20 protein-coding genes are annotated in these 24,164 nt (G+C 61.1%); 15 read left to right on the top strand and 5 right to left on the bottom strand.

The genetic code is table 11. From position 1 onward, the window contains the following. Positions 1-217 precede the first annotated feature (217 nt). The 5 genes from AC1RQI_RS10345 to AC1RQI_RS10325 all read right to left on the bottom strand — a co-directional run bounded on the left by AC1RQI_RS10345 (position 218) and on the right by AC1RQI_RS10325 (position 9,110). On the bottom strand, positions 218-1,069 hold the full coding sequence (locus AC1RQI_RS10345) for a methyltransferase domain-containing protein (protein WP_481904712.1): 852 nt from the start codon (positions 1,067-1,069) through the stop codon (positions 218-220). 458 nt (positions 1,070-1,527) lie between these two features. Beyond that, on the bottom strand, positions 1,528-2,931 hold the full coding sequence (locus tag AC1RQI_RS10340) for a sodium-dependent transporter (protein ID WP_481904711.1): 1,404 nt from the start codon (positions 2,929-2,931) through the stop codon (positions 1,528-1,530). 154 nt (positions 2,932-3,085) lie between these two features. Next, the gene (locus AC1RQI_RS10335) at positions 3,086-4,138 is read right to left on the bottom strand and encodes a Glu/Leu/Phe/Val family dehydrogenase (RefSeq protein ID WP_481904710.1); all 1,053 of its coding nucleotides are present in this window, start codon (positions 4,136-4,138) and stop codon (positions 3,086-3,088) included. A 122-nt stretch (positions 4,139-4,260) separates the two neighbouring features. Beyond that, positions 4,261-7,740, bottom strand: coding sequence for an indolepyruvate ferredoxin oxidoreductase family protein (locus tag AC1RQI_RS10330; protein WP_481904709.1), 3,480 nt, complete (start codon positions 7,738-7,740; stop codon positions 4,261-4,263). Positions 7,741-8,207: 467 nt separating this feature from the next. Next, positions 8,208-9,110 (bottom strand): AraC family transcriptional regulator, encoded by a 903-nt coding sequence (locus AC1RQI_RS10325; protein ID WP_481904708.1) that lies wholly within the window; start codon positions 9,108-9,110, stop codon positions 8,208-8,210. A 139-nt stretch (positions 9,111-9,249) separates the two neighbouring features. Here AC1RQI_RS10325 and AC1RQI_RS10320 point away from each other — a divergent pair, with 139 nt between their 5' ends. The 15 genes from AC1RQI_RS10320 (at position 9,250) to AC1RQI_RS10250 (ending at position 23,821) form a co-directional block, all read left to right on the top strand. After that, positions 9,250-10,746 (top strand): CoA-acylating methylmalonate-semialdehyde dehydrogenase, encoded by a 1,497-nt coding sequence (locus AC1RQI_RS10320; protein WP_481904763.1) that lies wholly within the window; start codon positions 9,250-9,252, stop codon positions 10,744-10,746. Positions 10,747-10,782: 36 nt separating this feature from the next. Beyond that, positions 10,783-11,949: an acyl-CoA dehydrogenase family protein gene (locus AC1RQI_RS10315; protein WP_481904707.1), complete on the top strand. Its 1,167-nt coding sequence runs from the start codon at positions 10,783-10,785 to the stop codon at positions 11,947-11,949. A gap of 14 nt (positions 11,950-11,963) precedes the next feature. Then, on the top strand, positions 11,964-12,743 hold the full coding sequence (locus AC1RQI_RS10310; RefSeq protein ID WP_416633127.1) for an enoyl-CoA hydratase: 780 nt from the start codon (positions 11,964-11,966) through the stop codon (positions 12,741-12,743). A gap of 13 nt (positions 12,744-12,756) precedes the next feature. Then, positions 12,757-13,827: an enoyl-CoA hydratase/isomerase family protein gene (locus tag AC1RQI_RS10305; protein WP_481904706.1), complete on the top strand. Its 1,071-nt coding sequence runs from the start codon at positions 12,757-12,759 to the stop codon at positions 13,825-13,827. A gap of 27 nt (positions 13,828-13,854) precedes the next feature. Continuing rightward, positions 13,855-14,745, top strand: coding sequence for a 3-hydroxyisobutyrate dehydrogenase (gene mmsB / locus AC1RQI_RS10300; RefSeq protein ID WP_481904705.1), 891 nt, complete (start codon positions 13,855-13,857; stop codon positions 14,743-14,745). 76 nt (positions 14,746-14,821) lie between these two features. Next, the gene (locus tag AC1RQI_RS10295) at positions 14,822-16,471 is read left to right on the top strand and encodes an AMP-binding protein (RefSeq protein WP_481904704.1); all 1,650 of its coding nucleotides are present in this window, start codon (positions 14,822-14,824) and stop codon (positions 16,469-16,471) included. A 159-nt stretch (positions 16,472-16,630) separates the two neighbouring features. Further along, positions 16,631-17,392: an SDR family NAD(P)-dependent oxidoreductase gene (locus AC1RQI_RS10290; protein WP_481904703.1), complete on the top strand. Its 762-nt coding sequence runs from the start codon at positions 16,631-16,633 to the stop codon at positions 17,390-17,392. Positions 17,393-17,417: 25 nt separating this feature from the next. Continuing rightward, positions 17,418-18,569, top strand: a complete 1,152-nt coding sequence (locus AC1RQI_RS10285; RefSeq protein ID WP_481904702.1) for an acyl-CoA dehydrogenase family protein — start codon at positions 17,418-17,420, stop codon at positions 18,567-18,569. A 45-nt stretch (positions 18,570-18,614) separates the two neighbouring features. Further along, positions 18,615-19,796, top strand: coding sequence for a thiolase family protein (locus tag AC1RQI_RS10280; protein WP_481904701.1), 1,182 nt, complete (start codon positions 18,615-18,617; stop codon positions 19,794-19,796). 76 nt (positions 19,797-19,872) lie between these two features. Then, positions 19,873-20,757 carry a glutathione S-transferase C-terminal domain-containing protein gene (locus tag AC1RQI_RS10275; protein ID WP_481904700.1) on the top strand — a complete coding sequence of 295 codons (885 nt, stop codon included), beginning with the start codon at positions 19,873-19,875 and terminating at the stop codon, positions 20,755-20,757. Between the two features lie 474 nt (positions 20,758-21,231). Then, complete coding sequence (locus tag AC1RQI_RS10270; RefSeq protein WP_481904699.1) at positions 21,232-21,867, top strand: hypothetical protein; 636 nt, start codon at positions 21,232-21,234, stop codon at positions 21,865-21,867. A 120-nt stretch (positions 21,868-21,987) separates the two neighbouring features. Continuing rightward, positions 21,988-22,230, top strand: a complete 243-nt coding sequence (locus AC1RQI_RS10265) for a hypothetical protein (protein WP_481904698.1) — start codon at positions 21,988-21,990, stop codon at positions 22,228-22,230. Positions 22,231-22,442: 212 nt separating this feature from the next. Next, a complete protein-coding gene (locus AC1RQI_RS10260) occupies positions 22,443-22,838 on the top strand; it encodes a hypothetical protein (RefSeq protein ID WP_481904697.1) in 396 nt (131 codons plus the stop codon). 106 nt (positions 22,839-22,944) lie between these two features. Continuing rightward, the gene (locus AC1RQI_RS10255) at positions 22,945-23,298 is read left to right on the top strand and encodes a hypothetical protein (protein WP_481904696.1); all 354 of its coding nucleotides are present in this window, start codon (positions 22,945-22,947) and stop codon (positions 23,296-23,298) included. A gap of 139 nt (positions 23,299-23,437) precedes the next feature. Next, complete coding sequence (locus tag AC1RQI_RS10250) at positions 23,438-23,821, top strand: hypothetical protein (RefSeq protein ID WP_481904695.1); 384 nt, start codon at positions 23,438-23,440, stop codon at positions 23,819-23,821. Positions 23,822-24,164 lie beyond the last annotated feature (343 nt).

Raw genomic sequence — 24,164 nt, 5'->3', positions numbered from 1 at the left:
AAGCTATAACTTACAGTGAATGGGTTGGTATGCCAGATTGTGTCTGGACGCTGTAATACGACTGAGCAACCGGATCCTGATTAAAAGATAGGAATAGAATAGAAAGGGCGCAAGGAACCGACCAGGCTGTGCACGCGCCAGGCTGACGATGGCCCTGAATCACAAAAGCCGGCCCCGAAAGGCCGGCTTTGATCACGCGAGTATCACTGGGCCGTGACTACTGCTTCTTCCTGAAGCGGAAGATGCCCCAGGTCAGGTGACCACTGTTGCCGCCGTGGACCCAGTTCTTGAGCCCGGTCTTCATGCGGTCAATGTACTCCTGGGAGACCAGGTTGCGTTCCACCAGCTCCTTCTCGCGGCGCTCGGTCTCTTCCAGAACGCGGCCATAGTGGCGCGGCAGCTGGGGGGTGTTGTCCTCAAAATCGATCTCTTCCATGCCGTTGCGCTGGCACGCATCCCGGTAGAAGGCCGGCGATCCCAGGGTATCCAGGTGCAGACGGTCCAGGATCGGCTGCAGGACGCCTTCCGGGCAATCATCCGCCATCATGGGATCCGTGAAGATGAACAGGCCGCCCGGCTTCAATACCCGGCCCACTTCTTCGATCACCTTCTCACGGTTGCCGCTGTGCAGGAACGAGTCTTGGGAAAAGACTACGTCGAAGCTGTCATGCTCGAAGGGCAGCTCTTCGAAGTTGCCATCCACGACGGTGATCCGGTCCTGCAGGCCCTGTTCCTTGTTGAACTGGCGGTTGCGGTCGTTCTCAACTTCGGAGAGGTTCAGGCCGGTCACTTCCAGGCCCAGTGTCTGGTGCAGGTAGCGCCCGGAGCCGCCAAAGCCGGAGCCCAGATCCAGCAGCTTCTGGCCGGACTGGACATAGGGCGCCATCAGCTCGCCCATATGGGAAACAATGCGGCGGCTGGCATCCAGGATGGGCTCCTTCTCATCCTTGTAGAGGCCAACGTGCAGATCTTCGCCTCCCCAGACGTGGAAGTAGAAGTTATCCGCATCCGAGCTGTTGTAGTAATCACGCGCCGTGTTTACGGCTTCACTGTCGTATTTCTCGGTCATGAGATCAGACCTCCTCAGTCTGTTGGTTCTTCCTCGGTAAAACGGGTCACGGCGGCTGCGCGATACCATGCACGGCCATCGTCACAGCACGACGTTGTCTGACTGGCCGCTGGTTGTGGCGCAGCGGCGCTGCTTTTCGTTTCTGAATCAGTTCTACTGGCCAGGGAAAGTGTCCATCACGTGTCCGACGAACGTCAGACCAGATCATGCGGTCAGCTTTCCTGTTCAACAGCCTCTCGGTGAGGCCAGACCGAATCATCCCGCTGAGACGGTGTAACGCGGGACAGGGGCTCAAGCAGCGGGGCCGTAGCCTGCCGGCTAAGCCTGGGCAATTGCGGGTTTTACGTACACCTTACCGGCTTGAGATAAGATTTCAAGTCCTCTGGGGAGGTCGGGGAGAACCCGACCGGGCCAGATTTGATGATCCAACCCGGTCGGGCAGGGGCTAGCGAGTGCCCCTAGAGCAGGTTATAGATGAACACGATCGCCACGGCCACCGGGGTAAAGAAGCGCAGCACGTTGTGCCACACCGCGAACCCACGGGGGGACATGGACAGCTCGTTTTCCAGCGCCTGGCGGGACAGGAACCAGCCCACAAAGACCGACACCAGGAGACCGCCCAAAGGCAGCAGGATATTGGCGGTGAGGAAGTCGAGCAGGTCGAAGATGGTCTTGCCCTCGAACATCGCGAAGCCGCCCAGTGGTGTGACGTCTGACCACAGGTTGAGCGACAGGACTGACGCGATGCCCAGTGCCCAGCAGGCCACGCCGGCGACCACCGAGCTGATGGTCCGGTTCATGCCTTTCTGTTCTTCCAGCCATTCCACCAGTGGTTCCAGCAGGGAGATGCCGGAGGTCCAGGCCGCAAACACCAGCAGAATGAAGAACAGCGCCCCGAAGAAGCTGCCCATCGGCATCTGGCCGAAGGCCAGTGGCAGGGTCTGGAAGATCAGCCCCGGCCCGGAACCTGGCTCAAGCCCATTGGCGAAGACGATGGGGAAGATGGCAAGACCCGCCACCAGGGCCACAATGGTGTCCATCACGGAGACGGTAACGGCGGTCTTGGCAATGGAGATGTTCTTCGGCAGGTAGGAGCCGTAGGCCATCATGATCGCCATACCCAGGCTCAGGGTGAAGAACGAATGCCCCAGGGCCACCAGCACGCCGGACGTGGTGAGCTGGGAGAAGTTGGGCTCGAACAGGAAGGCTACGCCCTCACTGAAATGGCCCGTGGTCATGGCGTAGCCCACAACCAGGAGCAGCAGCAGGAACAGGGCCGGCATTAGTATTTTGACCGCCCTTTCCAAGCCGGCGCGAACGCCACGCGCCACAACAAACACCACCATCCCCATGAAAACCGTATGCCAGAGCAACAGGGTGCCGGGACTGGCCAGAAGACTGGAGAAGATCTCCCCAATGCCATCCGAGGATTGCCCGGCCAGGCTACCACTGGCGGTTACGCCAACGTAGGAGATGGCCCAGCCACCGATTACGGAATAGAACGATAGAATAATGAACGCGGCCAACACACCAATGGCCCCAATCAGCCGCCAGGCGGGGTTGAGGTTGTCGCGCTCGGTGATCAGTCGCATGCTGTTGACCGGGCTGCGGCCACCGCGGCGGCCGATCATCACCTCGGCCATCATGATCGGCAGGCCCACGGCGGCAATACACACCAGGTACACCAGCACAAAGGCGCCACCGCCGTTTTCGCCGGTCACGTAAGGGAACTTCCAGATATTACCCAGGCCCACGGCCGAACCCGTAGCGGCCAGAATGAAGGCCAGCCGCGAGGACCAGGCGCCCCTGTGTCTGGGCGGCTGACCCGGGGTGCTGTCGGCGGAGGAAAGTGGTTCGCTCATACTGTCTCCTGCAAGGTCTTGTTGTTTTAGGGAGAAGGGGCGCGCCCCTGTTTGGTATCACCCTCTGATCGTTGCCGGAGGGGATTTTACGTCAAAGTCCCTGCCCGAAGACATCCAATTGTCTGTTTTTGAGGCAGGGACCATGAACCCGTGGTTATTGCCGGAAGCGTTCCTCCGCCAGTTGGTTGGCGATCGTGCCGGTGGGCTGCGCGTCCCGGGCTGATCGCGTGAAGATTTCCGCCAGGGTGTCACCAATGGATTCCACATGCTGGCGAACCGTTTCCGGTTCCGGCTGCTGGCGCTCGTAGAAGACGTCAATAATGCCGCCGGCATTGATCACGAAATCCGGCGCGTACAGGATGCCACGCTGGTGCAGTGCCGCATCGTGCTCGGGGCGGGCCAGCTGGTTGTTGGCGGCACCGGCCACAATGTTTGCCTGGATTTTGTCGATGGACTGGTCGTTCAGTACAGCCCCCATGGCACAGGGGGCCAGCACGTCCACCGGCAGATAGAGAATCTCCTCGCTGTCGGCGGGCGTTGCGTTCAATTCGGCAACGGCCCGGTCCATGTTCTCCTGGTGGATGTCGTGCACCCACAGGCGTGCTCCGGCGTTATGCAGGTGCCGGGCCAGCCGGAAGCCCACATTCCCGATGCCCTGAACGGCGATGTTGATCCCTTCCAGGCTGTCCCGACCGAGCTGGTGCCTGACCGCGGTCTGGATGCCAATAAAGGCGCCATAGGCGGTCGCCGGTGAGGGGTCGCCGTTGCACGGCGTGCCGTCAATGCCCTGGCGCTCCTTGATGCCGGCCACGTACTGGGTATGGTGCCCCATCACCTTGAGGTCGGGGACACTGGTGCCCGAGTCCTCGGCCGCGATGTAGTGGCCCCCGAGTTTTTCAAGGCAGCGCCCCATGGTCGCCATCAGAGCCTCGCTCTTGTGCTCCCGCGGGTCGCCGATGATGACGGACTTGCCACCTCCCAGATCCAGATTCGCGAGCGCCGACTTATAGGTCATGCCACGGGACAGGCGCAGCACATCCCGCAGGGCTTCCTCGTCAGAGGCGTAGGGGAACATGCGGCAGCCGCCCAGGGCCGGGCCCCGGTTGGTGTTATGCACGGCAACAATGGCGCGCAGTCCGGTCTCCGGGTCGGTGAAAAACGACAGGTGTTCGTGATTGTCAAATTCCTGATGGCTGAAAATGCTCATGGTGTTGGCTCTCTGTCTTTAAGGCCACCCTGGTGGGTGGCATGGGCGGGGCCTTGTCGGTCCCGCCCATGGCGTTTGGTTTGCCCGCCTGGTTCGGCATGTGAACCAGCGGGCCCCTGGGTCTAGGCCGCCGCGGAAGCAATCTGGCGGTGCGAGGGACTGTTCGGGTTGAGTTCCTGCCTCAGCTGCTCCCGCTCCTTGCGTGTGCTCTGGTAGGCCTCCTCCTTCACCGGACCATAGCCCCGGATCTTCTGGGGCAGGGCTGCCAGGGCGCGCGCGGCATCCAGGTGGTCGGGGTTGAGGTGGCGCAGTATCCAGTCGATATCCGCCTCGTATTCGCGGATGATGCGGCGCTCCAGGCGCCGGTCCGCGGTGTAGGCGAAGGGATCGAACGGCGTGCCACGCAGGACCTTGCCCCGGGCAAGCACATGGAATACCCGCTCCATCCAGGGACCGAACCGCAACTTGCGGGGGCGTTCACCCTGTTTGCTGCGGCTGAGCAGCGGGGGCGCCAGGTTGAATTCCAGCTCCACATCCCCCTCGAACTGTTCGTTGAGGTACCGCCGGAAGCTGCCGTCGCTGAACAGCCGGGCGACTTCATATTCGTCCTTGTAGGCGAGCACCTTGGCGTAATTCTCCGCGACGGTGCGTACCAGCATGGGGTCGCCGCCGAGGCGCTCCCTGGCGGTTGTCTCAACCTGGCGCACCAGATCCTCATAGCGCTTGGCGAGCGCGGTGTTCTGGTACGCCGTCAGGTGTTCCTTCTCTCGTTCAATGACGTCATCGGTGGTTTCCATCACCTGAACGGCAACGCCGTCGTTCTTCGGGGGGAAGGCGAGCTTCCTGACCCGCTCCAGGTCATGCGCCGAGCGCCGGCCCCAGAGGAACGCCTGCTGGTTGGCCTGAACCGCCACGCCATTGAGCTCGATGGCCTTTTCGATGGCTTCGGCTCTCAGGGGCAGGAGGCCCTTCTGGTAGGCAAAGCCCACGATGAACAGGTTGACCGCCATGGCATCGCCCATCAGGGCCTTGGCGAGCGTGCCGGCGTCCAGGCACCAGCTGGCGTCCTGGGCACAGGCGGAACGCACCGTCTCTTCCATCGCCTCACCGGGGTATTCCAGGTCCGGATCCCGCGTGAAGCTGGCCGGCATGGCCTCTTCGGTGTTCACAACACTGCGGGAGAAGCGGCTGTCGAGCTTGGCCAGGGCCTCGTCGCTGGCCGCCACCATCATGTCGAAGCCGATCATCAGGTCCGCCTCGCCAGCGGGAATGCGCACGGCGTGGATGTCCTCCTGGTTCGATGCGATCCGGACATGGCTGACCACGGGCCCGAATTTCTGGGCCAGTCCGGCCTGATCCAGCACGGACACGCCCTTGCCTTCGATGTGGGCCGCCATGCCCAGCAGGGCGCTGACGGTGACCACACCGGTGCCGCCCACGCCCGTCAACAGGATGCCGTAGGGATCGTGCTCGCCATCAAAGACCGGTTCTGGCAGTTCCTCAAACGCCACATCCCGGGAGACACCGGGGGGCTGGCGCAGCCGCCCGCCCTTGACCGTCACGAAGCTGGGGCAGAATCCACGCACACAGCTGAAGTCCTTGTTGCAGCCCGACTGGTCGATGGTCCGCTTGCGGCCACGCTTGGTCTCCAATGGCAGCAGCGACAGGCAGTTGGACTGGATGCCGCAGTCGCCACAGCCCTCGCAGACCTCCGGATTGATCATGACGCGCTTGTCCGGGTCTTCCATCGTGCCTTTCTTGCGCCGGCGGCGCTTTTCGGCGGCACAGGTCTGGTCGTAGATGAGCACCGAACAGCCTTCGACCTCACGCAGCTCGCGCTGGAGCTCGTCCAGATCTTCGCGGTCATGGAAGGTGGTGCCATCGGCAAAGTCGGCCCGCGAGGGGTACTTGTGGATGTCATCGCTGACAACGGCGATGCGGCGCACGCCTTCGCCGTAGAGTTGGTGGCTGATCTGCTGCACCGTGAGGGTGCCGTCCACCGGCTGGCCCCCGGTCATGGCCACCGCATCGTTATAGAGGAGCTTGTAGGTGATGTTGGCGCCGGAGGCGATCGCGGCCCGGATGGCCAACAGGCCGGAGTGGAAGTAGGTGCCGTCACCCAGGTTCTGGAAAACGTGCTTCTCACGGGTGAACGGTGCCTGCCCCAGCCAGGTCACGCCCTCGCCGCCCATCTGGGTAAAGGTGTGGGTTTCGCGGTCCATCCAGGTGGCCATGTAGTGGCAGCCGATGCCGCCCAGGGCGCGACTGCCTTCCGGCAACCGGGTGGAGGTGTTGTGGGGGCAGCCGGAGCAGAAATGCGGGGTGCGTTCCAGCCGCTCCTTGGGCTGCTCCAGGCTGGTTTCCTTCTCGTTAAGGAAGTCGAGTCGCTGCTGGAGTGTCTCATTGCAGTAGCGGTCCCGCAGCCGGGAGGCGATGGCCCGGGCCACGGTGGCGGGGGAGAGTTCGGCCACCGACGGCAGCAGTTCATGCCCCTGCTCATCCTGTTTGCCGATGATGGTGGGCCGGACCTGGTCCTGCCAGCTGTAGAGCTGGGTCTTGAGCTGGTCCTCGATCAGGCCGCGTTTTTCCTCAACCACCAGCACCTCTTCCAGGCCGTGGGCAAACTCAAACACGCCCTCTGGTTCCAGTGGCCACGGCATGGCTACCTTGTACAGCCGCAGGCCGATGGCCTGGCGTTCAGCCTCGCCCAGACCCAGGTCGGTCAGGGCCTGGAGCACGTCAAGGTAGGCCTTGCCGGTGGTGATGATGCCGAATCGCGGCTCCGGCGCGTCGAGGATGATCCGGTCGAGCCGGTTGGCACGGCAGAAGGCCTGGGCGGCTGCGAGCTTGTAGCGGTGCAGACGCTCCTCCTGCTGCATGGGCCGGTCCGGCCAGCGGGCGTTCAGGCCATCGTCCGGCAGGTGGTCGATGGACGGGCGCTGGATCTGGATGCGGTCCAGGTCGATGGTGGCGGAAATGCTCGAATCCATGGTCTCGGCCAACGCCTTAAAGCCCACCCAGCAACCGCTGAAGCGGGACATGGCCCAGCCGTAGAGGCCCAGGTCGAGCACCTCCTGAACCCCACTTGGATGCAGAACGGGAATGGACGCATCCATGAACCCGTAATCGCTCTGGTGCGGCAGCGTTGAGGATTTGCAGGCGTGGTCGTCACCAGCGACCGCCAGCACCCCGCCGTATTGGGAAGTGCCGGCAGCATTGGCGTGCTTGAACACATCACCACTGCGGTCAACGCCAGGGCCCTTGCCGTACCAGAGCGCGAAGACGCCATCGTAGCGGGCGTGTTCGAACATGTTCACCTGCTGGGAGCCCCACACCGACGTGGCCCCCAGGTCCTCATTCACACCGGGAAGAAAGTGGATCCGGTGCTTGCGCAGGTGATCCTTGGCACCCCAGAGGGTCTTGTCGAAGCCGCCTAGCGGCGACCCCCGATAGCCTGAGATGAAGCCGGCGGTGATCAGTCCCGCTTGTTCATCGAGCTTGGCTTGCAGCAGCGGAAGGCGGGCCAGCGCCTGGCTGCCGTTCATGTAGACGTCGCCGGAATCCTTTTCCCAGACGTCATTAAGACTGACATTCGTACGCATAACCATTCCCCCAAACGACGACACCATCGCGTGACACACTTCAAGCGCACGAGACGGTTCGGACGTTCTAAACGTTGGATTCAGTGGCCGTTAACGGCGTCCAGCAGACGCGGCGAACCCGGCGGTCGGGGAATGTCGGATCCCTTGGTATGGGACGAGATGGAACGGATGGGTGCGGCGTCGCACCGAGGACGGGCAGAGGCAGGGCACACCTGACCCGGGTAAGACGTATCATCAATCATGGCAAAACCTTCTCCCACCAGGCCGGATCACGGCTTTCGTGGTTGTCTTGTTGTTGTCTGCCGGCTTTTGGCCAGCAACGGTTTATCTCGGTGCCTGAAGCCCCTTGTGAGGGCCGGCAGAATTAAGCCTAGAAGGCTCCTTGATGGCCGTCAATGGATAAAAGATAAACAGCTGATCTCGCCCGGGGCGCCGAAGCCGGGCGTGCAACAGGGCCTGGAAGCGATTCAGTGGCCGCCCGTATGGCGGTATTCGTTGGGCGATTGGCCCATTACCTTCTTGAACAGGCGCGAGAAATAATAGGCGTCGTCATAGCCCATCTGGCGGCTGATCTCGGCAAAACTTTGGCTCGTGGTATCCAGCAGCTGGCAGGCTCGCTCCACCTTCAGGTGCAGAAAGTGCTGGATCGGGGAGGTGCCCGTTTGTTCGCGGTAACGGGTGGCGAAGTGGGCGGGCGAGAGTCCTGCCAGCTCCGCCAGTTCGTTCAGGGTCAGGCGTTGCGACAGGTTTTCCCACATGAAGTTGTGGATGGTGTCCAGCGCCGCCTGGTTGCTCTGGCCGATTTCATCCATGTTGCTGGCGACCGCCACCAGCAGTTGGCGCAGGCGGTTACTGGCATGAATCAGCCCGCTGGCCCGAAAGCCCGTCTTCCGCACCGACAGCAGGCCGTTGAAATCAACCAGCAGTTGCGGCTGGCGGCCGATGGGGCGGATGCGGGTGGTGTCGTCAAACCCCATGAATTCATTAAAGGCCTTGGCCAGCGGCCCGGCGTAGTGAACCCAATGGATCGTCCAGGGGTTATCCGGATCGGCGGCGTAGCGGTGCCGGGCCCCGGCGGGCAGTAACAGCAGGTCGCCCGCCGTCACCGTATAGGCCTCGCCCTCGATGTTCAGGAAGGCTTTGCCATCCGTGCAGTAGATCAAAAGATTGTCTGGATGGTGCTCCCGATGCATGTGGTGGCCCGCGGCACGGCGGTAGTGCCCGAACGCCAGCGGGTACAGCTCCCGGGTCAGTGAATGACCAGCCAATAGCCGGACAATCGGCTCCGGCACCACGTAACGGATACTGCCCTCTGGTACCGGCCAGCGGGAGGTTCGGGTGCTCTGGGCAGCATGCGGCGTCTCGGTCATCTAAAAATAGTCCATCATGATCGAAATTTAGTCAATCACCCCTTGCTGGACGCCGTGCTAGTCTTTTCGGGAATTGATGCCTCGCTGACCAGTCAGAAGGCCGGCGGGGCGCCCCTTATAACAACAACAGGGAAACCACATCATGCATTCAGTTCCCCAGTACATCGCCGGTGAATTCGTCCAGAGCGCCAGTCAGCAGTGGATGGAGGTTACCAATCCGGCCACCAACAACGTGATCGCCCAGGTCCCTTGCGCCACGGAAGGGGAAATGCAGCAGGCGCTTGATAACGCCAGTGAGGTGTTTCGCGACTGGAAGGAGACGCCGGTGTCCGAGCGTGCCCGGCTCATGATGCGTTACCAGGCGCTGCTGAAAGACCACCATGACGCCATTGCCGAGGTCCTGTCCGAGGAGACCGGCAAGACGTTCGACGATGCCAAGGGGGACGTCTGGCGGGGCATCGAGGTGGTGGAGCACGCCGCCAATGTGGCCTCGCTCATGATGGGCGAGACCATGGAAAACGTGGCCCGGAACGTGGATACCCATTCCTGGAGCCAGCCGCTGGGCGTTTGTGCCGGCATCACCCCATTCAACTTTCCGGCCATGATCCCGTTGTGGATGTTCCCCATGGCCATTGCCTGCGGCAACACCTTCGTGCTCAAACCCTCGGAGCAGGTTCCGCTGACAGCGATGCGGCTGGCGGAACTGTTCGAGCAGGCCGGGGCGCCCAAAGGCGTACTGCAGGTGGTCCACGGCGCCAAGGAGCAGGTGGATACCCTGCTCACCACGCCCGTCATCAAGGCCATCTCGTTCGTTGGTTCCGTGCAGGTTGGCCAGTACATCTATGAAACGGGCACCCGCCACATGAAGCGGGTCCAGAGCTTTGCCGGGGCCAAGAACCACATGGTCATCATGCCGGACGCCGATAAGCAGCAGGTTCTCAATGCGCTGGTGGGCGCCTCCGTGGGCGCGGCCGGGCAGCGTTGCATGGCCATCTCCGTGGCCGTGTTCGTGGGCGCGGCCCAGCAGTGGATTCCGGAGCTGAAGGAGGCCATGGCCCAGGTGCGTCCCGGGGCCTGGAACGACTCGGGCGCCAGCTATGGGCCGCTGATCAGCGCCGGCGCCAAGGAGCGGGTTGAATCGCTGATTGCCACCGGTGAAGCCGAGGGCGCGCAACTGCTGCTGGACGGCCGCGGTTGCACCGTGGACGGCCTGGCGGAGGGCAACTGGGTGGGGCCCACGCTGTTCAGTGACGTCACGCCGGAGATGACCGTCTACCGCGAAGAGATCTTTGGGCCCGTCCTGTCCTGCATGAATGCCGACAGCCTGGGCGATGCCATCGCGCTGATCAATAACAGCCCTTACGGCAATGGCACCTCCATTTTCACCAATCACGGTGGCGTGGCGCGCCGGTTCCAGCACGAGATCGAGGTGGGCCAGGTGGGGGTCAACGTGCCCATTCCGGTACCGCTGCCGTTCTTCTCGTTCACCGGCTGGAAGAACTCCTTCTACGGGGACCAGCACGCCTACGGCAAGCAGGCGGTGCGGTTCTACACAGAGACCAAGACGGTGACCTCGCGCTGGTTTACCAGCGAGACGACCTCGCCGGAGGCCGACTTCTCCATCCAGCTTCGGTAACAGCATTGTCCGCCCTGAACCAACAGGAGTCTGCTCATGGACTTTAGTCTGAACGAGGATCAGGTCGCCTTCCGCGATGCCGCCCGGGCGTTTGCCGCCCGATCCATGGCGCCCTACGCGGCTGAGTGGGACCAGGAACACACCTTTCCGGTTCATGTTCTCAGGGAAGCCGGGGCGATGGGCTTCATGGGCCTGTATACCCCGGGAAGCCTCGGGGGCATGGGCCTGTCCCGCCTGGATACCTCGCTCATCGTCGAGGAGTTGGCAGCCGCCTGCCCCTCCACGGCCGCCTACATCACCATCCACAACATGGTCAGCTGGATGGTGGCCAGCTTTGCCGGCGATGCCCTGAAGCAGGCCATCGTCCCGAAGCTCGCCAGTGGCGAATGGCTGGGCTCCTATTGTCTGACCGAGCCGGGCGCCGGTTCCGATGCGGCCAGTCTGCGCACCAAGGCGGTGCGTGATGGCGACAGCTACGTGCTCAACGGCAGCAAGATGTTCATCTCGGGCGCCGGCGAAACCGACACCCTGGTGGTGATGGCCAGGACCGGCGGGCCGGATTCGGGGGCCAAGGGCATCTCGGCCTTTGTCGTGCCCGCCGATGCCGAGGGCATTTCGTTTGGCAAGAACGAGGCGAAGATGGGCTGGCACAGCCAGCCCACCCGCTCGGTCACCCTGGAGGATGTCCGCATCCCGGCCAGCAACCGGATTGGCGAGGAAGGCGAGGGCTTCGCCATTGCCATGAAGGCACTGGACGGGGGCCGGCTCAACATTGCCTCGTGTTCGCTCGGCGGTGCCCAGGCGGCGCTGCTGCGGGCCCGTGACTACATGCACGAGCGCCAGCAATTCGGTCAAACCCTGGGCTCCTTCCAGGCCCTGCAGTTCAAGTACGCGGACATGGGCACCAACCTGGTGGCGGCCCGCCAGATGGTGCGGCTGGGCGCGTTCAAGCTGGACAGCGGCGACCCCCAGGCTACGCTCCATTGCGCCATGGCCAAGCGTTTTGCCACCGACACCTGCTTCGAGGTGGTGAACGAGGCCCTGCAGCTCCATGGCGGCTATGGCTACATCCAGGAATACCCCCTCGAACGCCTTCTGAGGGACCTGCGGGTGCACCAGATCCTGGAGGGCACCAACGAAATCATGCGACTGATTGTTGCCCACCGCATGCTCGAGACCGGCGTTGCAGAGGCCATCCAATAACAGGAGAAAGCAACATGAGTGAGCTGATTCAGCTGGAAAAAAGGGATCACATCGCGATTCTCACCATTGCCAACCCGCCGGCCAACACCTGGACGGCCGAATCGCTGGAAGCGCTACGCGAGACCGTGGCCTCGCTGAACGCGGACCGCGATATCTACGCCTTAGTAGTCACCGGGCAGGGAGAGAAATTCTTCTCCGCGGGGGCGGACCTCAAGGCCTTTGCCGATGGCGATGTGGCCAACGCCACCCGGATGGCCCAGAGCTTCGGCCAGGCGTTTGAGGCCCTGGTCAACTTTCGGGGCGTGGCTATTGCCGCGCTCAATGGGTATGCCATGGGCGGAGGGCTGGAATGTGCCCTGGCCTGCGACATCCGCATTGCCGAGGAACACGTGGAGATGGCCTTACCGGAAGCCGGGGTTGGCCTGCTGCCCTGTGCCGGAGGGACCCAGAACCTGCCCTGGCTGGTGGGCGAGGGCTGGGCCAAGCGCATGATCCTGTGCGGTGAACGGGTCAAGGCGGACAAGGCCCTGGCCATCAGCCTGGTCGAAGAGGTGGTGCCCACCGGCGAGGGTCTTGATAAAGCCCTGGAGCTGGCTGAAAGCGCCTGCCGGCAGAGCCCGTCCGCCGTTGCCCGCTGCAAGCCCCTGATCATGAGTGCCCGGGAGGGCCGCTCACACGCCGATGGTTGGCGCATGGAACGGGAGCGCTTCGTGGCGCTGTTCAGTACCGAGGACCAACACGAGGGGGTGAACGCGTTTCTTGAAAAACGCCAACCCGAGTGGAAAAACCGCTGATTAAGGGGGCGCCATGAGCGATCAACCTGTTGTTTTTGACGAGTGGCCACTTCCCGGCGATGACTGCATTGGCGTTGCCCGGCTGAATTCGCCCCGGAGCCACAACGCGCTATCGCTGGAGATGATCCACCAGCTTGGTCCGCGCCTGCAGCAATGGGCGGAGGACCCGCGGGTGCGGGCTGTCTGGCTGGAGGCGGAGGGCGAGAAAGCCTTCTGTGCCGGTGGTGACATTGTCTCGATGTACCAGAGCATGACCGGTGCCGGTGATGTCGGGGAGGGGCAGCGGTTCTTCACCGAGGAGTACCAGCTCGACTACCAGATCCACACCTTTCCCAAGCCGATCATCTGTTGGGGCAACGGGATCGTGATGGGGGGCGGTATCGGCCTCATGATGGGGGCGTCTCACCGGGTGGTGACGGAGCAGTCGAAGCTGGGCATGCCCGAGGTCAATATCGGCCTTTACCCGGACATTGGCGCCGGCTGGTTTCTCAGCCGCATGCCCGGCCACACGGGCCTTTTCCTGGGCCTGACCGGGGCCGTTATCAATGGTCCGGATGCCCTGTTCACGGGGATGGCCGACCGCTTTATCCGCCAGGACCTCAAACAGGAAGTGGCCGATGCCCTGACCCGTGCCCCGTGGCATGAACGGCCTGACCATGCCGTGGTCGGTGGTGTGTTGCGCCGGTTTGAGCAGCACAGCAGTGAGGTCATGCCCGAGTCCGCGGTGCGCACCCATTTCGACGCCATCAACCGGGCTGTGGACGCCGACACCCTGGAAGCGGTTGTTGGCCAGTTGATGGAGCTCAGCAGTCGAGATGATTGGCTGGGCAAGGCCACCAAGGGGCTGGCGAACGCCTCGCCAACTTCCATGGCACTGATGTGGCGCCACTATCACCGCAGCCGCCTGGACAGCCTCGCCCAGGTTCTGGAGACGGAAAAGGTGATGTCCCACAACTGCGTCCGGAAAGGCGAGTTCGCGGAGGGCGTTCGGGCGCTGCTGATCGACAAGGATCACCAGCCCCGATGGCACTACGCCACGCTGGCGGAAATGGACAGCGACTGGATTGACGACTTTTTCAACTGATCACAACAACAAGAAAGGAGCAACAACATGGCCAAGATCGCATTCATCGGCCTTGGAAACATGGGCGGGCCCATGGCCACTCACCTGATCCAGGCCGGGCATGAGGTGACCGTTTTTGACCTCTCCCAGTCCGCCGTGGAGAACCTGGTTGCACAAGGGGCGCACAGCGCCGGGTCCGCCAGCGCCGCGGTGGAGGGCTGCGAGTGTGTCATCACCATGCTGCCGTCAGGGGAGCATGTGGAGTCGGTCTATCTGGGGGATCAAGGGCTGCTTGCCATGCTCGCGCCCGGCACCCTGGTCATCGACTCCTCCACCATCGCGCCGGAAACCAGCCGTGGCGTGGCGGAAGCCGCCACCGCCCGGGGCCTGGCCTTTGTGGATGCCCCGGTGTCCGGCGGTGTGGGCGGCGCCAAGGCCGGCACCCTGACCTTCATCTGCGGCGGCGAGGAGGCCGCGTTCAGCGACGCCCAACCCCTGCTGGAGCCGATGGCCAAAAACGTCTTCCACGCCGGGCCCCATGGCGCGGGCCAGGTGGCCAAGATCTGCAACAACATGCTGCTGGCGATCGTGATGGCAGGCACCAGCGAGGCGCTGACCCTGGGGTCGAATAATGGCCTGGACCCGGCGGTGCTGTCGGAAATCCTGAAACAGAGTTCCGGTGGCAACTGGGCCCTGAATGTCTACAACCCCTGGCCCGGCGTCATGGAGGGGGTACCGGCCTCCCAGGACTACGCGGGCGGCTTCCTCGTGAAGCTCATGAACAAGGATCTTGGCCTGGCCCTGGATAACGCGGTCAAGCAGCAGTCGGCCATCCCCATGGGGGCGTTGGCACGCAACCTCTATCAGCTCCACGCGGGGCAGGGCAGTGCCGATCTCGATTTCTCCAGCATCCTGACGTTTTACCGAATGGACTCATGACGGCAAAGGGCCCAGCCGGCGCCGCTTCATGAGCCAGACCCTGTGCACGCTAAGACAACAACAACAGGAGCACACCATGAACCTTCCACAATACAGCGATGTCTACAACAACTTCGACGCCGCCGAACTGGAGGCGGAAGTCCTGGATGGCAGCCTGGCCGGAGGCCTGAACGTCTGCCATGAAATCTGCGATCAATGGGCCTCGGATTCGAGCCGGGTTGCCCTGTTCTACGAGACCCAGGATGGCGGCGACGGTGTGCTCACCTTCGCCGAGCTCCAGTCCGCGGCGGCGCGCTTTGCCAATTACCTGCAATCGCTCGGCGTTGAGAAGGGAGACCGGGTGGCCGGTTTGCTGCCGCGGGGGCCGGAGTTGCTCATCGTGATTGCCGGAACCCTGCGCCTGGGGGCGGTGTACCAGCCGCTGTTTACCGCTTTCGGCTCCGCTGCCATTGAATACCGCCTGGGGCGTGCCGAGACACGGTTGATCGTGACCGACCCCACGCATTATCCCAAGCTCGGCGAGGTCTCGGGCTGCCCCCGGGTGCTCTGCGTCGATGCGGCGGAAACCGGGGCTGATGTGGCGGACTTTGAAGCAACCCTGGCCAACCACTCCGATCAATTCGAGCCGGTGATGATCAGCGGCAACGATGCCTTCCTGCAGATGTTCACCTCCGGCACCGTGGGCAAGCCCAAAGGGGTGGCCGTGCCGGCCCGGGCGCTGCTGGGCTTTTACGTCTACATGCGTTATGCCATCGACCTGCGTGATGAGGACGTGTTCTGGAATGTGGCTGATCCGGGCTGGGCCTATGGGCTCTATTACGCCGTGGTGGGGCCATTGCTGATGGGGCACGCGACCCACTTCAACCCCAACGCCTTCACCCCGGAATCCACCTACGCCATGATCCGCAAGTACGGCATTACCAACCTCGCGGCGGCGCCCACCGTCTACCGGTTGCTGAAGGCCAATGATGGGGCCCTGCCGGAAGGCGAGAACCTGGGGGTGCGGGTGTGCAGCAGTGCCGGTGAGCCCCTGAACCCGGAAGTGATGCACTGGGTCGCCCAGCGCCTGCATTGCACGGTGAAGGACCATTACGGCCAGACCGAGACCGGCATGACCTGTTGCAATTTCCACGGCCTGGCGCACCCAGAGCGTGAAGGGGCGATGGGCTATGCATGCCCCGGTCACCGTGTCGTGGCACTGAACGACAACCACGAAGAAGTGGGCGAGGGGGCGGTTGGCCAGCTGGCTGTGGACGTTGCCGCGTCGCCACTGTTCCATTTCGACGGCTATACCTGGGGCGAGAAGCACCCGTTCGCGAACGGCTATTACCTGACCGGCGACATGGTGGTCAGCCATGGGGACGGCAGCTTCTCGTTCAGCGGCCGGGATGACGACATCATCACCACGTCGGGGTACCGCGTGGGCCCCGCCGAGGTCGAGAGTTCGCTGCTGGAGCACGATGCCGTGGCGGAGTCCGCCGTGGTGGGCAAGCCGGATGAGACCCGGGGCGCCATCATCAAGGCCTTTGTGGTGATCAAGGAGGGCCAGGAGCCGTCGGACGACGACGAGCAGGCGCTCAAGGACGAGCTGCAGGCATTGGTCCGCCGGCGCCTGTCCACTCACGCCTTTCCCCGTGAAATCGATTTTGTCGAGGCCCTGCCCAAGACCCCCAGCGGCAAGATCCAGCGGTTCATGCTGCGCGACCGGGCCAAGGAGCAAGCGTAACCAGCCGTGCCCCGTCTTCGCTGCAGGCACACCAAGGCCCCCGTGGCTTGGTCGTGCCTTGCCAGCCGGGGAGGTATCTGCTATTCATGGTTTATGTTTACGTAAACGTAAGCCTGGTGGCTTGGGTCACCGGGCGAACGGGCATCAGGAGATGGATGGATGGAATTCAGTACAGTACCTGCTGTGGTCTCGGGCGGTGCGTCCGGGCTGGGTGAGGCAGTGGCCCGCCAGCTGGCGTCGGCTGGCTGCAAGGTGGCCATTCTCGACATGGACCAAGCGCAGGGTGAAAGGGTTGCCGGGGAAATTGGTGGCCTGTTCCGGCACTGCGATGTCAGTTCCGCGGAAAGCGCCGAGGCGGCGGTTGCCGGCGCCAAGCAAGCGCATGGACCCTGCGCCATTGCCGTGAACTGTGCCGGTATTGCGCCGGCGGGCAAGATCGTGGGGCGCGAGGGGGCCATGCCGTTGGAGGCCTTCAACAAGGCGGTGCAGGTGAACCTGGTCGGCAGCTTCAACATCCTGCGCCTGGCCGCCGCCGACATGGCCCAGCGTGAGCCCAACGCCGAGGGAGAGCGGGGCGTTATCATCAATACCGCCTCCATCGCCGCCTACGAGGGCCAGATCGGCCAGTCCGCCTACAGCGCCTCCAAGGGCGGGATCGTGTCCCTGACCCTGCAGTCGGCCCGGGAGCTGGCTCGCCATGGCATCCGGGTGAACACCATCGCCCCAGGGATTTTCAGGACGCCGATGATGGAAGGCATGCCGGAGGAGGTCCAGGACAGCCTGGCGGCGACCCTGCCGTTCCCCAGCCGCATGGGCAAGCCCGAAGAGTTCGCCATGATGGTGGACCAGATGGTGCGCAACCCGGTGCTCAATGGCGAGGTGGTGCGCCTCGACAGCGCCCTGCGCATGGCGCCCCGGTAGCGTCCACAACCGACAGGTGACCCCCATGACCCACTCGATCGATCAGCAAGAGATGGCGCTGTTCCGGGACTCGGTGATCCGGGCCCTGGAAACCGAAGTGGCGCCCCACTACGAGACCTGGGAAGACAACGGCATTGTGCCCCGCGCGCTCTGGCACACCCTGGGCGAGGCCGGGGTGTTGGGCGTGGACGTGCCGGAAGAGGCGGGCGGCTGCGGCGCGCCCTTCCAGTACTCGGTGGTGGTGGGCGAGGAAATGGCCCGCATGGGCTTTGGCGCTCTGTCCACCAATGTGATGGTTCACTCCGACATTGTGGCGCCCTACATCAGCCACCTGGGGAGCGAGGCGCAGAAACAGCAGTGGCTGCCCGGCATGGTTTCGGGCGAATGCGTGGGCGCCATAGCCATGACCGAACCGGACGCCGGCAGTGATCTCCAGGCGATGCGCACCAGTGCCGTCAAGGACGGGAATGAGTACATCCTGAACGGCGCCAAGACCTTCATCACCAATGGCCAGCATGCCGACCTGGTGATCGTGGCTGCCAGGACCGACCCGGAGGCGGGCGCCAGGGGGATCAGCCTGTTCCTGGTGGACACCTCGCTGCCGGGCTTCAGCCGTGGCCGCAACCTGGACAAGATCGGTCAGCACAGCGGCGACACCTCCGAGCTCTTCTTCTCGGACCTGCGTGTGCCCGCCTCCGCGCTGCTCGGCGAGGAGGGTAAGGGGTTCGTCTACCTGATGCAGGAACTGCCCCGCGAGCGCCTGGTGATTGGCGCCCTTGGGGTCGCCGCAGCGCGGGGATCGCTGGACATGACCATCGAGTATTCCCAGCAGCGGGAGCTGTTTGGCCAGAAACTCGCCCAGCTCCAGAACACCCGCTTCGAAATCGCCCGAATGGAAACCGATTACCGCGTTAACAAGGCCTTCGTGGACCAGTGCATCCGCCAGTACGAACAGGGCGAGCTGGATGCCGCAACCGCCTCCATGGCCAAGTACAGCGCCACCGAAATGCAGTGCCGGGTGGCGGACGGCTGCCTGCAGCTGTTTGGAGGTTATGGGTACACCAGCGAGTATCCCATCTCCCGGAACTTCATCGACGCGCGTGTGCAGCGGATCTATGGTGGCACCTCGGAAGTGATGAAAGAGGTGGTTGCGCGTTCCGTTCTGGGCAAGGCCTGACCCCTGAGCATTCGTTCCCTTCATCCCATCTGGAGGATCAGTACAGTGACCAGAGACGACGTTGTCATCGCAGGCGCCGCAAGAACCCCCATGGGGAGCATGATGGGCGCGCTGAGCGGCGTGCGCGCCCCGGAGCTGGGGGCGACCGCCATCAAGTCCGCCATTGAGCGGGGCGGTCTCCAGCCAGCGGATCTCCAGGCGGTGATCATGGGCTGTGTGCTCCCGGCTGGCCTGGGTCAGGCGCCGGCCCGCCAGGCATCCCGCAGTGCCGGCATCCCGGACAGCGCCGGCAGCACCACCGTCAACAAGATGTGTGGCTCGGGCATGCAGGCGGTGATCATGGCTCATGACCAGATCAAGGCCGGCACCAATCACCTCATGATCGCGGGCGGCATGGAAAACATGAGCCAGTCCCCCTACCTGCTGCCCAAGGCCCGGCAAGGCATGCGCATGGGCCATGGCGAGGTGATCGACAGCATGTTCCTGGATGGCCTGGAAGACGCCTACGAAGGGGGGCTGATGGGGGTATTCGCGCAACGCACCGCCGATGATGAGGGCATCAGCCGGGAGGCCATGGATGCCTTCGCCATCCAGTCCCTGGAGCGGGCCAACAGTGCCATCAGTAACGGCTGGTTTGAGCCGGAAGTGGCACCGGTCACCGTATCCGGCCGACGGGGTGACACCACCGTGGCCGTTGACGAGCAGCCGGGCAACGCGCGGCCGGACAAGATTCCGGAGCTGAAACCGGCCTTCACGAACGAGGGCAGCGTCACGGCGGCCAACGCCAGCTCCATCAGTGACGGTGCCTCCGCGCTGGTTCTGGCCTCCGGGAGCGAGGCGCAGAGCCGGGGCCTGACGCCCCGGGCTCGGATCGTGGCTCATGCCACCCATTCCCGCTGCCCGGCTGAGTTCCCCGTGGCGCCCATTGGCGCCATGGAGAAGGTGCTGGAAAAAGCCAACTGGTCCGTGGAAGACGTGGATCTGTTCGAGATCAATGAGGCCTTTGCCGTGGTCGCCCTGGTGGCAATGGAGGCACTGGCCCTGCCGGCGGACCGGGTCAACGTCTTTGGTGGTGCCTGCGCGCTCGGCCACCCGATCGGTTCGTCCGGCTCGCGGATCATGGCAACGCTGCTCAATGCCATGGAGCAGCGCGGGCTGAAACGTGGCGTGGCGTCGCTTTGTATCGGTGGGGGTGAGGGTACGGCGGTTGCGATTGAGCGGTTCTAAAGCAGCTGCTTGGCGCGGCACCGCGTTGGGATATAGGATCTATCCGAATGCCGCTGGATCCTGAAGGTACCCGCTGATGGCCCCTGACAACCCGAATCCCCAAACCGGCTTCAAGCCCGCGAGGCCCTTTGGAGACGATGACATCTGTAACCCGCTCACCCCGGGCAAGGGGCGCCATCACCTGTACATCTCGTACGCGTGCCCCTTCTCCCACCGAGCGCACCTGATGGTCAATCTGCTGTCTCTGCATGATTACGTCAGCGTATCCTCGGTTGCGCCGGTGCGCGACGACCGGGGATGGGTCTTTGATGCCGACTGGCCTGATGACGTGAACGGGGTGTCCGCCCTGCGTGACCTTTTCCCGGATACCGGCAACGGCGCGCCGCGGCGCGTGAGTGTGCCCGTGCTTTGGGACCGCTGGGAGAACCAGGTCACCCATACGGGATCGGCGGATATTGCCATGCAGTTTGCCGAGCACTTCGCCAGCGTGTCACCCACGCCTGAGAAATTGGTGCCCTCCCACCTGCGCGATGACATCGAACGCATGAATGTGTGGCTGCATACCGAGGTCAATCGTCCGCCGTATCAGGCGGGCTTTGCGCAGGACCAGCAAACCTACGAGAAGGTTGCTCGCCGCCTCTTTGAGACCCTTGATGGCCTGGACGCGCGCCTGGCGCAGCAGCCATGGCTGCATGGCAACGCCATGACGTTGTCGGACCTCTTTCTTTTTCCAACGCTCGTGCGCTTTGAGCCCGTCTACCAGACGCATTTCAAGTTGAATGTGCATCCACTAAGCTGCTACCAGCACCTGTACCGCTACATGCAGCGCATGCTTGCCGATGACCGGATCCGCGAGACCGTGGATGTCGACTATTCAAAGCGCCACTATTTCGAGACGCATACCCAGATCAACCCGAACGGGATTGTGCCCCTCGGTCCATCCCTGCCCTGGGGCGTGTAAGTGGGGGGATTACGGAACTGGTGAGTCGGTGATGGGCGACGGTACCCGTAACCGGTTGGCGCGGGGTTCTTTCCCAAGCTACGCTGACCGGACGGTGACGAAAGTCCGCCGGGGCGGTAGCGTGGCCAACAAAGCCTTCAATCTCTTTCCAGCTCATGGCTAACGGGCTGCGAGTGCCTTATCGGTTGAACCGAACCGCTCTTCGGAGCTGCTCAAGAAGCTGTAGGTTGATGCGTGCTGTTGATGGAGTAAGACTGCCCTGCGCACAAGACTGCCTAAATATACAGTATTATTAAAAGCGTAAAATCAAGACGTCAAACGATTACACGGCATGGCCTCTGATGCTGCGCTATGTTGTTGTTCTTTAAAAGGTTTGTGCCGGAGCGTCCGTGCAGGACAAGCGGCGCTATACAGACGTCACGAATATCAATATCGCTGAATTCCAGCGATTACCTGTTAGCACGAAGGAGCTACATGAGTTTTGAGGAAGTTCTTACTCTTTCCGGCAGTATCATCCTTTCTTTTGGCGGTAGTGCAGCTATCGTAATCGCAGCTTCTTCATGGCTGGGGAAAGTGTGGGCTAATCGGATCTTGGCCAAAGATCGAGAACGGTTTCGAGAGGAGACGGAGAAAGCACTGGAGTCTATCCGAGGCGATCGGGAGAAAGGTGTTTTTGTTCACAGAGTCCAATTTGAAGCTGAATTTAAGGCATACCGTGAGATATGGAGTTGCTTGAGCGATTGCACATCTCATGCCCTTCGCCTCCGTCCCGTAATGGACTACAGAGATCCACAGAAAACCAAAGATGAAATCAAGCAGGAGCGCTTGCAGTCTTTCTATGAATCGTTTGGCGCGTTGGTAGAGACTATTCGAGCCAACAAACCCTTCGTCCCGGACACATTAGATGAATCGATCAACGAAACCCTGAAAGACCTAAGGCATGAGGCGATCGATTATGAGCATCTTTCAGAGGACACCAGTGGAGTGAGAGAGTACTGGGACAAGCAAAAGGAGAACTCTGAAAAGATTCAGAAAAATGCCGATTTGATATGCGACTTGATAAGAGAGCGGGTTGGACTGTTGGTCGTCATTGAGGATGGGAAGAAGTAAAAGTGCTAACAAATCACGCAAGGCGGACGGCTTTTAGCCGCCGCTTCGTTCCGCGTTAAAGGTAAAGGGATGTTCAGGTTAATGTCATTCTATATCTGCCATCGCGACTGGAGAGTCCGGTTGATGATGAACGACGGAGCTAGAGATATTTGGTTTTGCTGGGTAATTGCAGCCATTGGCCTGGCGGGCACGGTCCTTGGATTTTGTGAGCATGGTGAGTTGGATCAGCGCCTGATCATCCTCTTGATCGCCGCTTTTGCGTTTTTTCTATTATCCTTTGTCTTCTATCCCAAGGCGGCCAGGATTCACAGAATCAGGAAAGCAGCAGGAAATGAGGTTTTGTTTGGGAAGTCGGACAACTAACCTAACGCCGCGGCTGATGCCCACCTCGTTGCAGCGAACGCATCGGAGAGGTTTAGGCCCTACCTTTAACCAGTAGTTCCAGTGCGTTCCGGGCCTGACGGCCCTCCACCGGATGCCCTTTTCGCTGCGCTACAAGGGCACCGCTGAACAACGGCGTTATGCCGCAGGGCAGAGTCACATACTGTCCCCAACTATAAGCACATAAGGAAATTATGGAATTCGTCAAAAGGAACTTTAAGTGGGTCATGCTGGTGTCTGGCTTCCTAACAGCAACAATGTTTTATGGCCTCATCGCACCTCAAGCTGCACTTCAATCAATGTTCGGCGCTTCATTTAACGGCGGCCTCGAGTCCATCATCGTACGCAGTTGGTCTGCCCTCGTTGGCCTTATCGGTATAATTTTAATATACGGTGCACTGGTCGAAAGGCACAGAGTGTTTGCCGCTGCAATAGGTGCGCTGAGTAAAACCATATTCGTGTTGCTGGTAATGATCTATGGCCAAGAATTTCTAGGCCAAGCAGCGCCGGCAATCATAATGGATGTAGGGGTTGTCCTGGCTACATTAATTTTCTTCGTGGCGGTCAGGGTTCAGCGTTCAGCGGCATAACCAGCGGCTCTACGGCGACCGTCTTTACGGCGCTGCGCGCCTCCAAGCCGGCGCGTAAGCCTTTTCGTTATGGGCTGATTGAGTCGAGATGAAGGAACACTGAAAAATGAAGGACATTCTCATCCTCGGCGCCTTGGCAATATTTGTATTGGCGTTCATTCTCAACAAATTATCAAAAGGTAAAAAGCCACCCGATAATAAGGCTCTCTTTGGTGGCCGTGTCGATGACAATAAGGCCTCAAAGAAGGCTGTGCTATGGAGCATAATTATTGCGATTGGTTCATCCGTTTTCCTTTTCGATGGGAAATTTACCCACCATTCAAGATATGGGAGCGGGGAATCAGTAGTTGCGTTGGATTCTAGGCCGGGGGAATTCTATTTTTATGTCTTCCTTCTGGTAGTTCTTCCCATTCTGGTGGCGATATGGGAAGGGATAAAAATCATTAGACAGAAACGCTAGCCTACATGTTTAGTCACTGGTTTTGGCCCATAACAAGCGCATCAACGGGAGCGCTTTGTTCCGCTGGCCGCTCCACAAATCGGCCCGTTATGCGTGGCGTTGTACCGATAATGATGTAGCCCGAAAATAAGGAGACTTTGTGCTAGTACGATTTTTAGGTTTCTCGGTGGAAGCGCCGAAATCAATAACTCTGGATGAAGTTATGACGGCGCTGGCCAAGCAGGCTACGAATTATCAAAGCTTTGATGAGGCAGGTCGCTTTCTTTTCGTTGATACTCAGTCTGACAGTGAGTATTACCTCGGACTGATAGTAACAGTTAAGAGTCAAAGAACGTTCTGTGAACTGAGAGAAGCAGGAAGTTCCTTCAAGGTCCAAGTGAACAAGCTAGATCGCAATTCAAACATAATGGAATTCAACTTTTTCATAATAAATAAAAAGTCAGGTGTAGGTTTATATCAACATTACCACCAGTCCTGCAGCATTGGTCAAGGTATGAATCTTATAAAAAAAGCGCTTCAATGAGCTAAAATCTCAGAAGCGTGACAAAAAGAAAGATGAATTTATAGCTGACGGAAAGACGGCGGAGAAAGCTGAAAAAAATCAAAAAAACAGATCAAAGGATACTTTAAATGGCAAATCCTCGTAAGGAAAGATAAATTGGCTAGTGTCCTCAATGAATTAGAGCGTATCAAAGCTTTAGAGGTGGATTTGTCATATTTGGAGCCAGACTCGAAGGAGTTTGGGCAGCTATCTGGATTTGTTAGGAAGCAAAGAAGAAAGTTTTCATTGAGTTATGGTGATTTCTGGTGTATGGAAGCAGGCTGAAGAGGTGGCATATCCTGTTGGTTGATCTCCGCCAAGATCA

It is taken from the genome of Salicola sp. AFF1 (assembly GCF_056783195.1).
Note: the sequence above shows the minus strand (reverse complement) of the source record. Positions and strands in the feature narration are given on the sequence as shown.

Bases quoted from the DNA above. Each gene is read 5' to 3' on its own strand.
- AC1RQI_RS10330 (WP_481904709.1), bottom strand. From the start codon at position 7,740: ATGCGTACGAATGTCAGTCTTAATGACGTCTGGGAAAAGGATTCCGGC.
- AC1RQI_RS10255 (WP_481904696.1), top strand. From the start codon at position 22,945: ATGAAGGACATTCTCATCCTCGGCGCCTTGGCAATATTTGTATTGGCG.
- mmsB (WP_481904705.1), top strand. From the start codon at position 13,855: ATGGCCAAGATCGCATTCATCGGCCTTGGAAACATGGGCGGGCCCATG.
- AC1RQI_RS10305 (WP_481904706.1), top strand. From the start codon at position 12,757: ATGAGCGATCAACCTGTTGTTTTTGACGAGTGGCCACTTCCCGGCGAT.
- AC1RQI_RS10335 (WP_481904710.1), bottom strand. From the start codon at position 4,138: ATGAGCATTTTCAGCCATCAGGAATTTGACAATCACGAACACCTGTCG.
- AC1RQI_RS10345 (WP_481904712.1), bottom strand. From the start codon at position 1,069: ATGACCGAGAAATACGACAGTGAAGCCGTAAACACGGCGCGTGATTAC.
- AC1RQI_RS10315 (WP_481904707.1), top strand. From the start codon at position 10,783: ATGGACTTTAGTCTGAACGAGGATCAGGTCGCCTTCCGCGATGCCGCC.
- AC1RQI_RS10275 (WP_481904700.1), top strand. From the start codon at position 19,873: ATGGCCCCTGACAACCCGAATCCCCAAACCGGCTTCAAGCCCGCGAGG.
- AC1RQI_RS10285 (WP_481904702.1), top strand. From the start codon at position 17,418: ATGACCCACTCGATCGATCAGCAAGAGATGGCGCTGTTCCGGGACTCG.
- AC1RQI_RS10340 (WP_481904711.1), bottom strand. From the start codon at position 2,931: ATGAGCGAACCACTTTCCTCCGCCGACAGCACCCCGGGTCAGCCGCCC.
- AC1RQI_RS10325 (WP_481904708.1), bottom strand. From the start codon at position 9,110: ATGACCGAGACGCCGCATGCTGCCCAGAGCACCCGAACCTCCCGCTGG.
- AC1RQI_RS10270 (WP_481904699.1), top strand. From the start codon at position 21,232: ATGAGTTTTGAGGAAGTTCTTACTCTTTCCGGCAGTATCATCCTTTCT.
- AC1RQI_RS10290 (WP_481904703.1), top strand. From the start codon at position 16,631: ATGGAATTCAGTACAGTACCTGCTGTGGTCTCGGGCGGTGCGTCCGGG.
- AC1RQI_RS10310 (WP_416633127.1), top strand. From the start codon at position 11,964: ATGAGTGAGCTGATTCAGCTGGAAAAAAGGGATCACATCGCGATTCTC.
- AC1RQI_RS10260 (WP_481904697.1), top strand. From the start codon at position 22,443: ATGGAATTCGTCAAAAGGAACTTTAAGTGGGTCATGCTGGTGTCTGGC.
- AC1RQI_RS10295 (WP_481904704.1), top strand. From the start codon at position 14,822: ATGAACCTTCCACAATACAGCGATGTCTACAACAACTTCGACGCCGCC.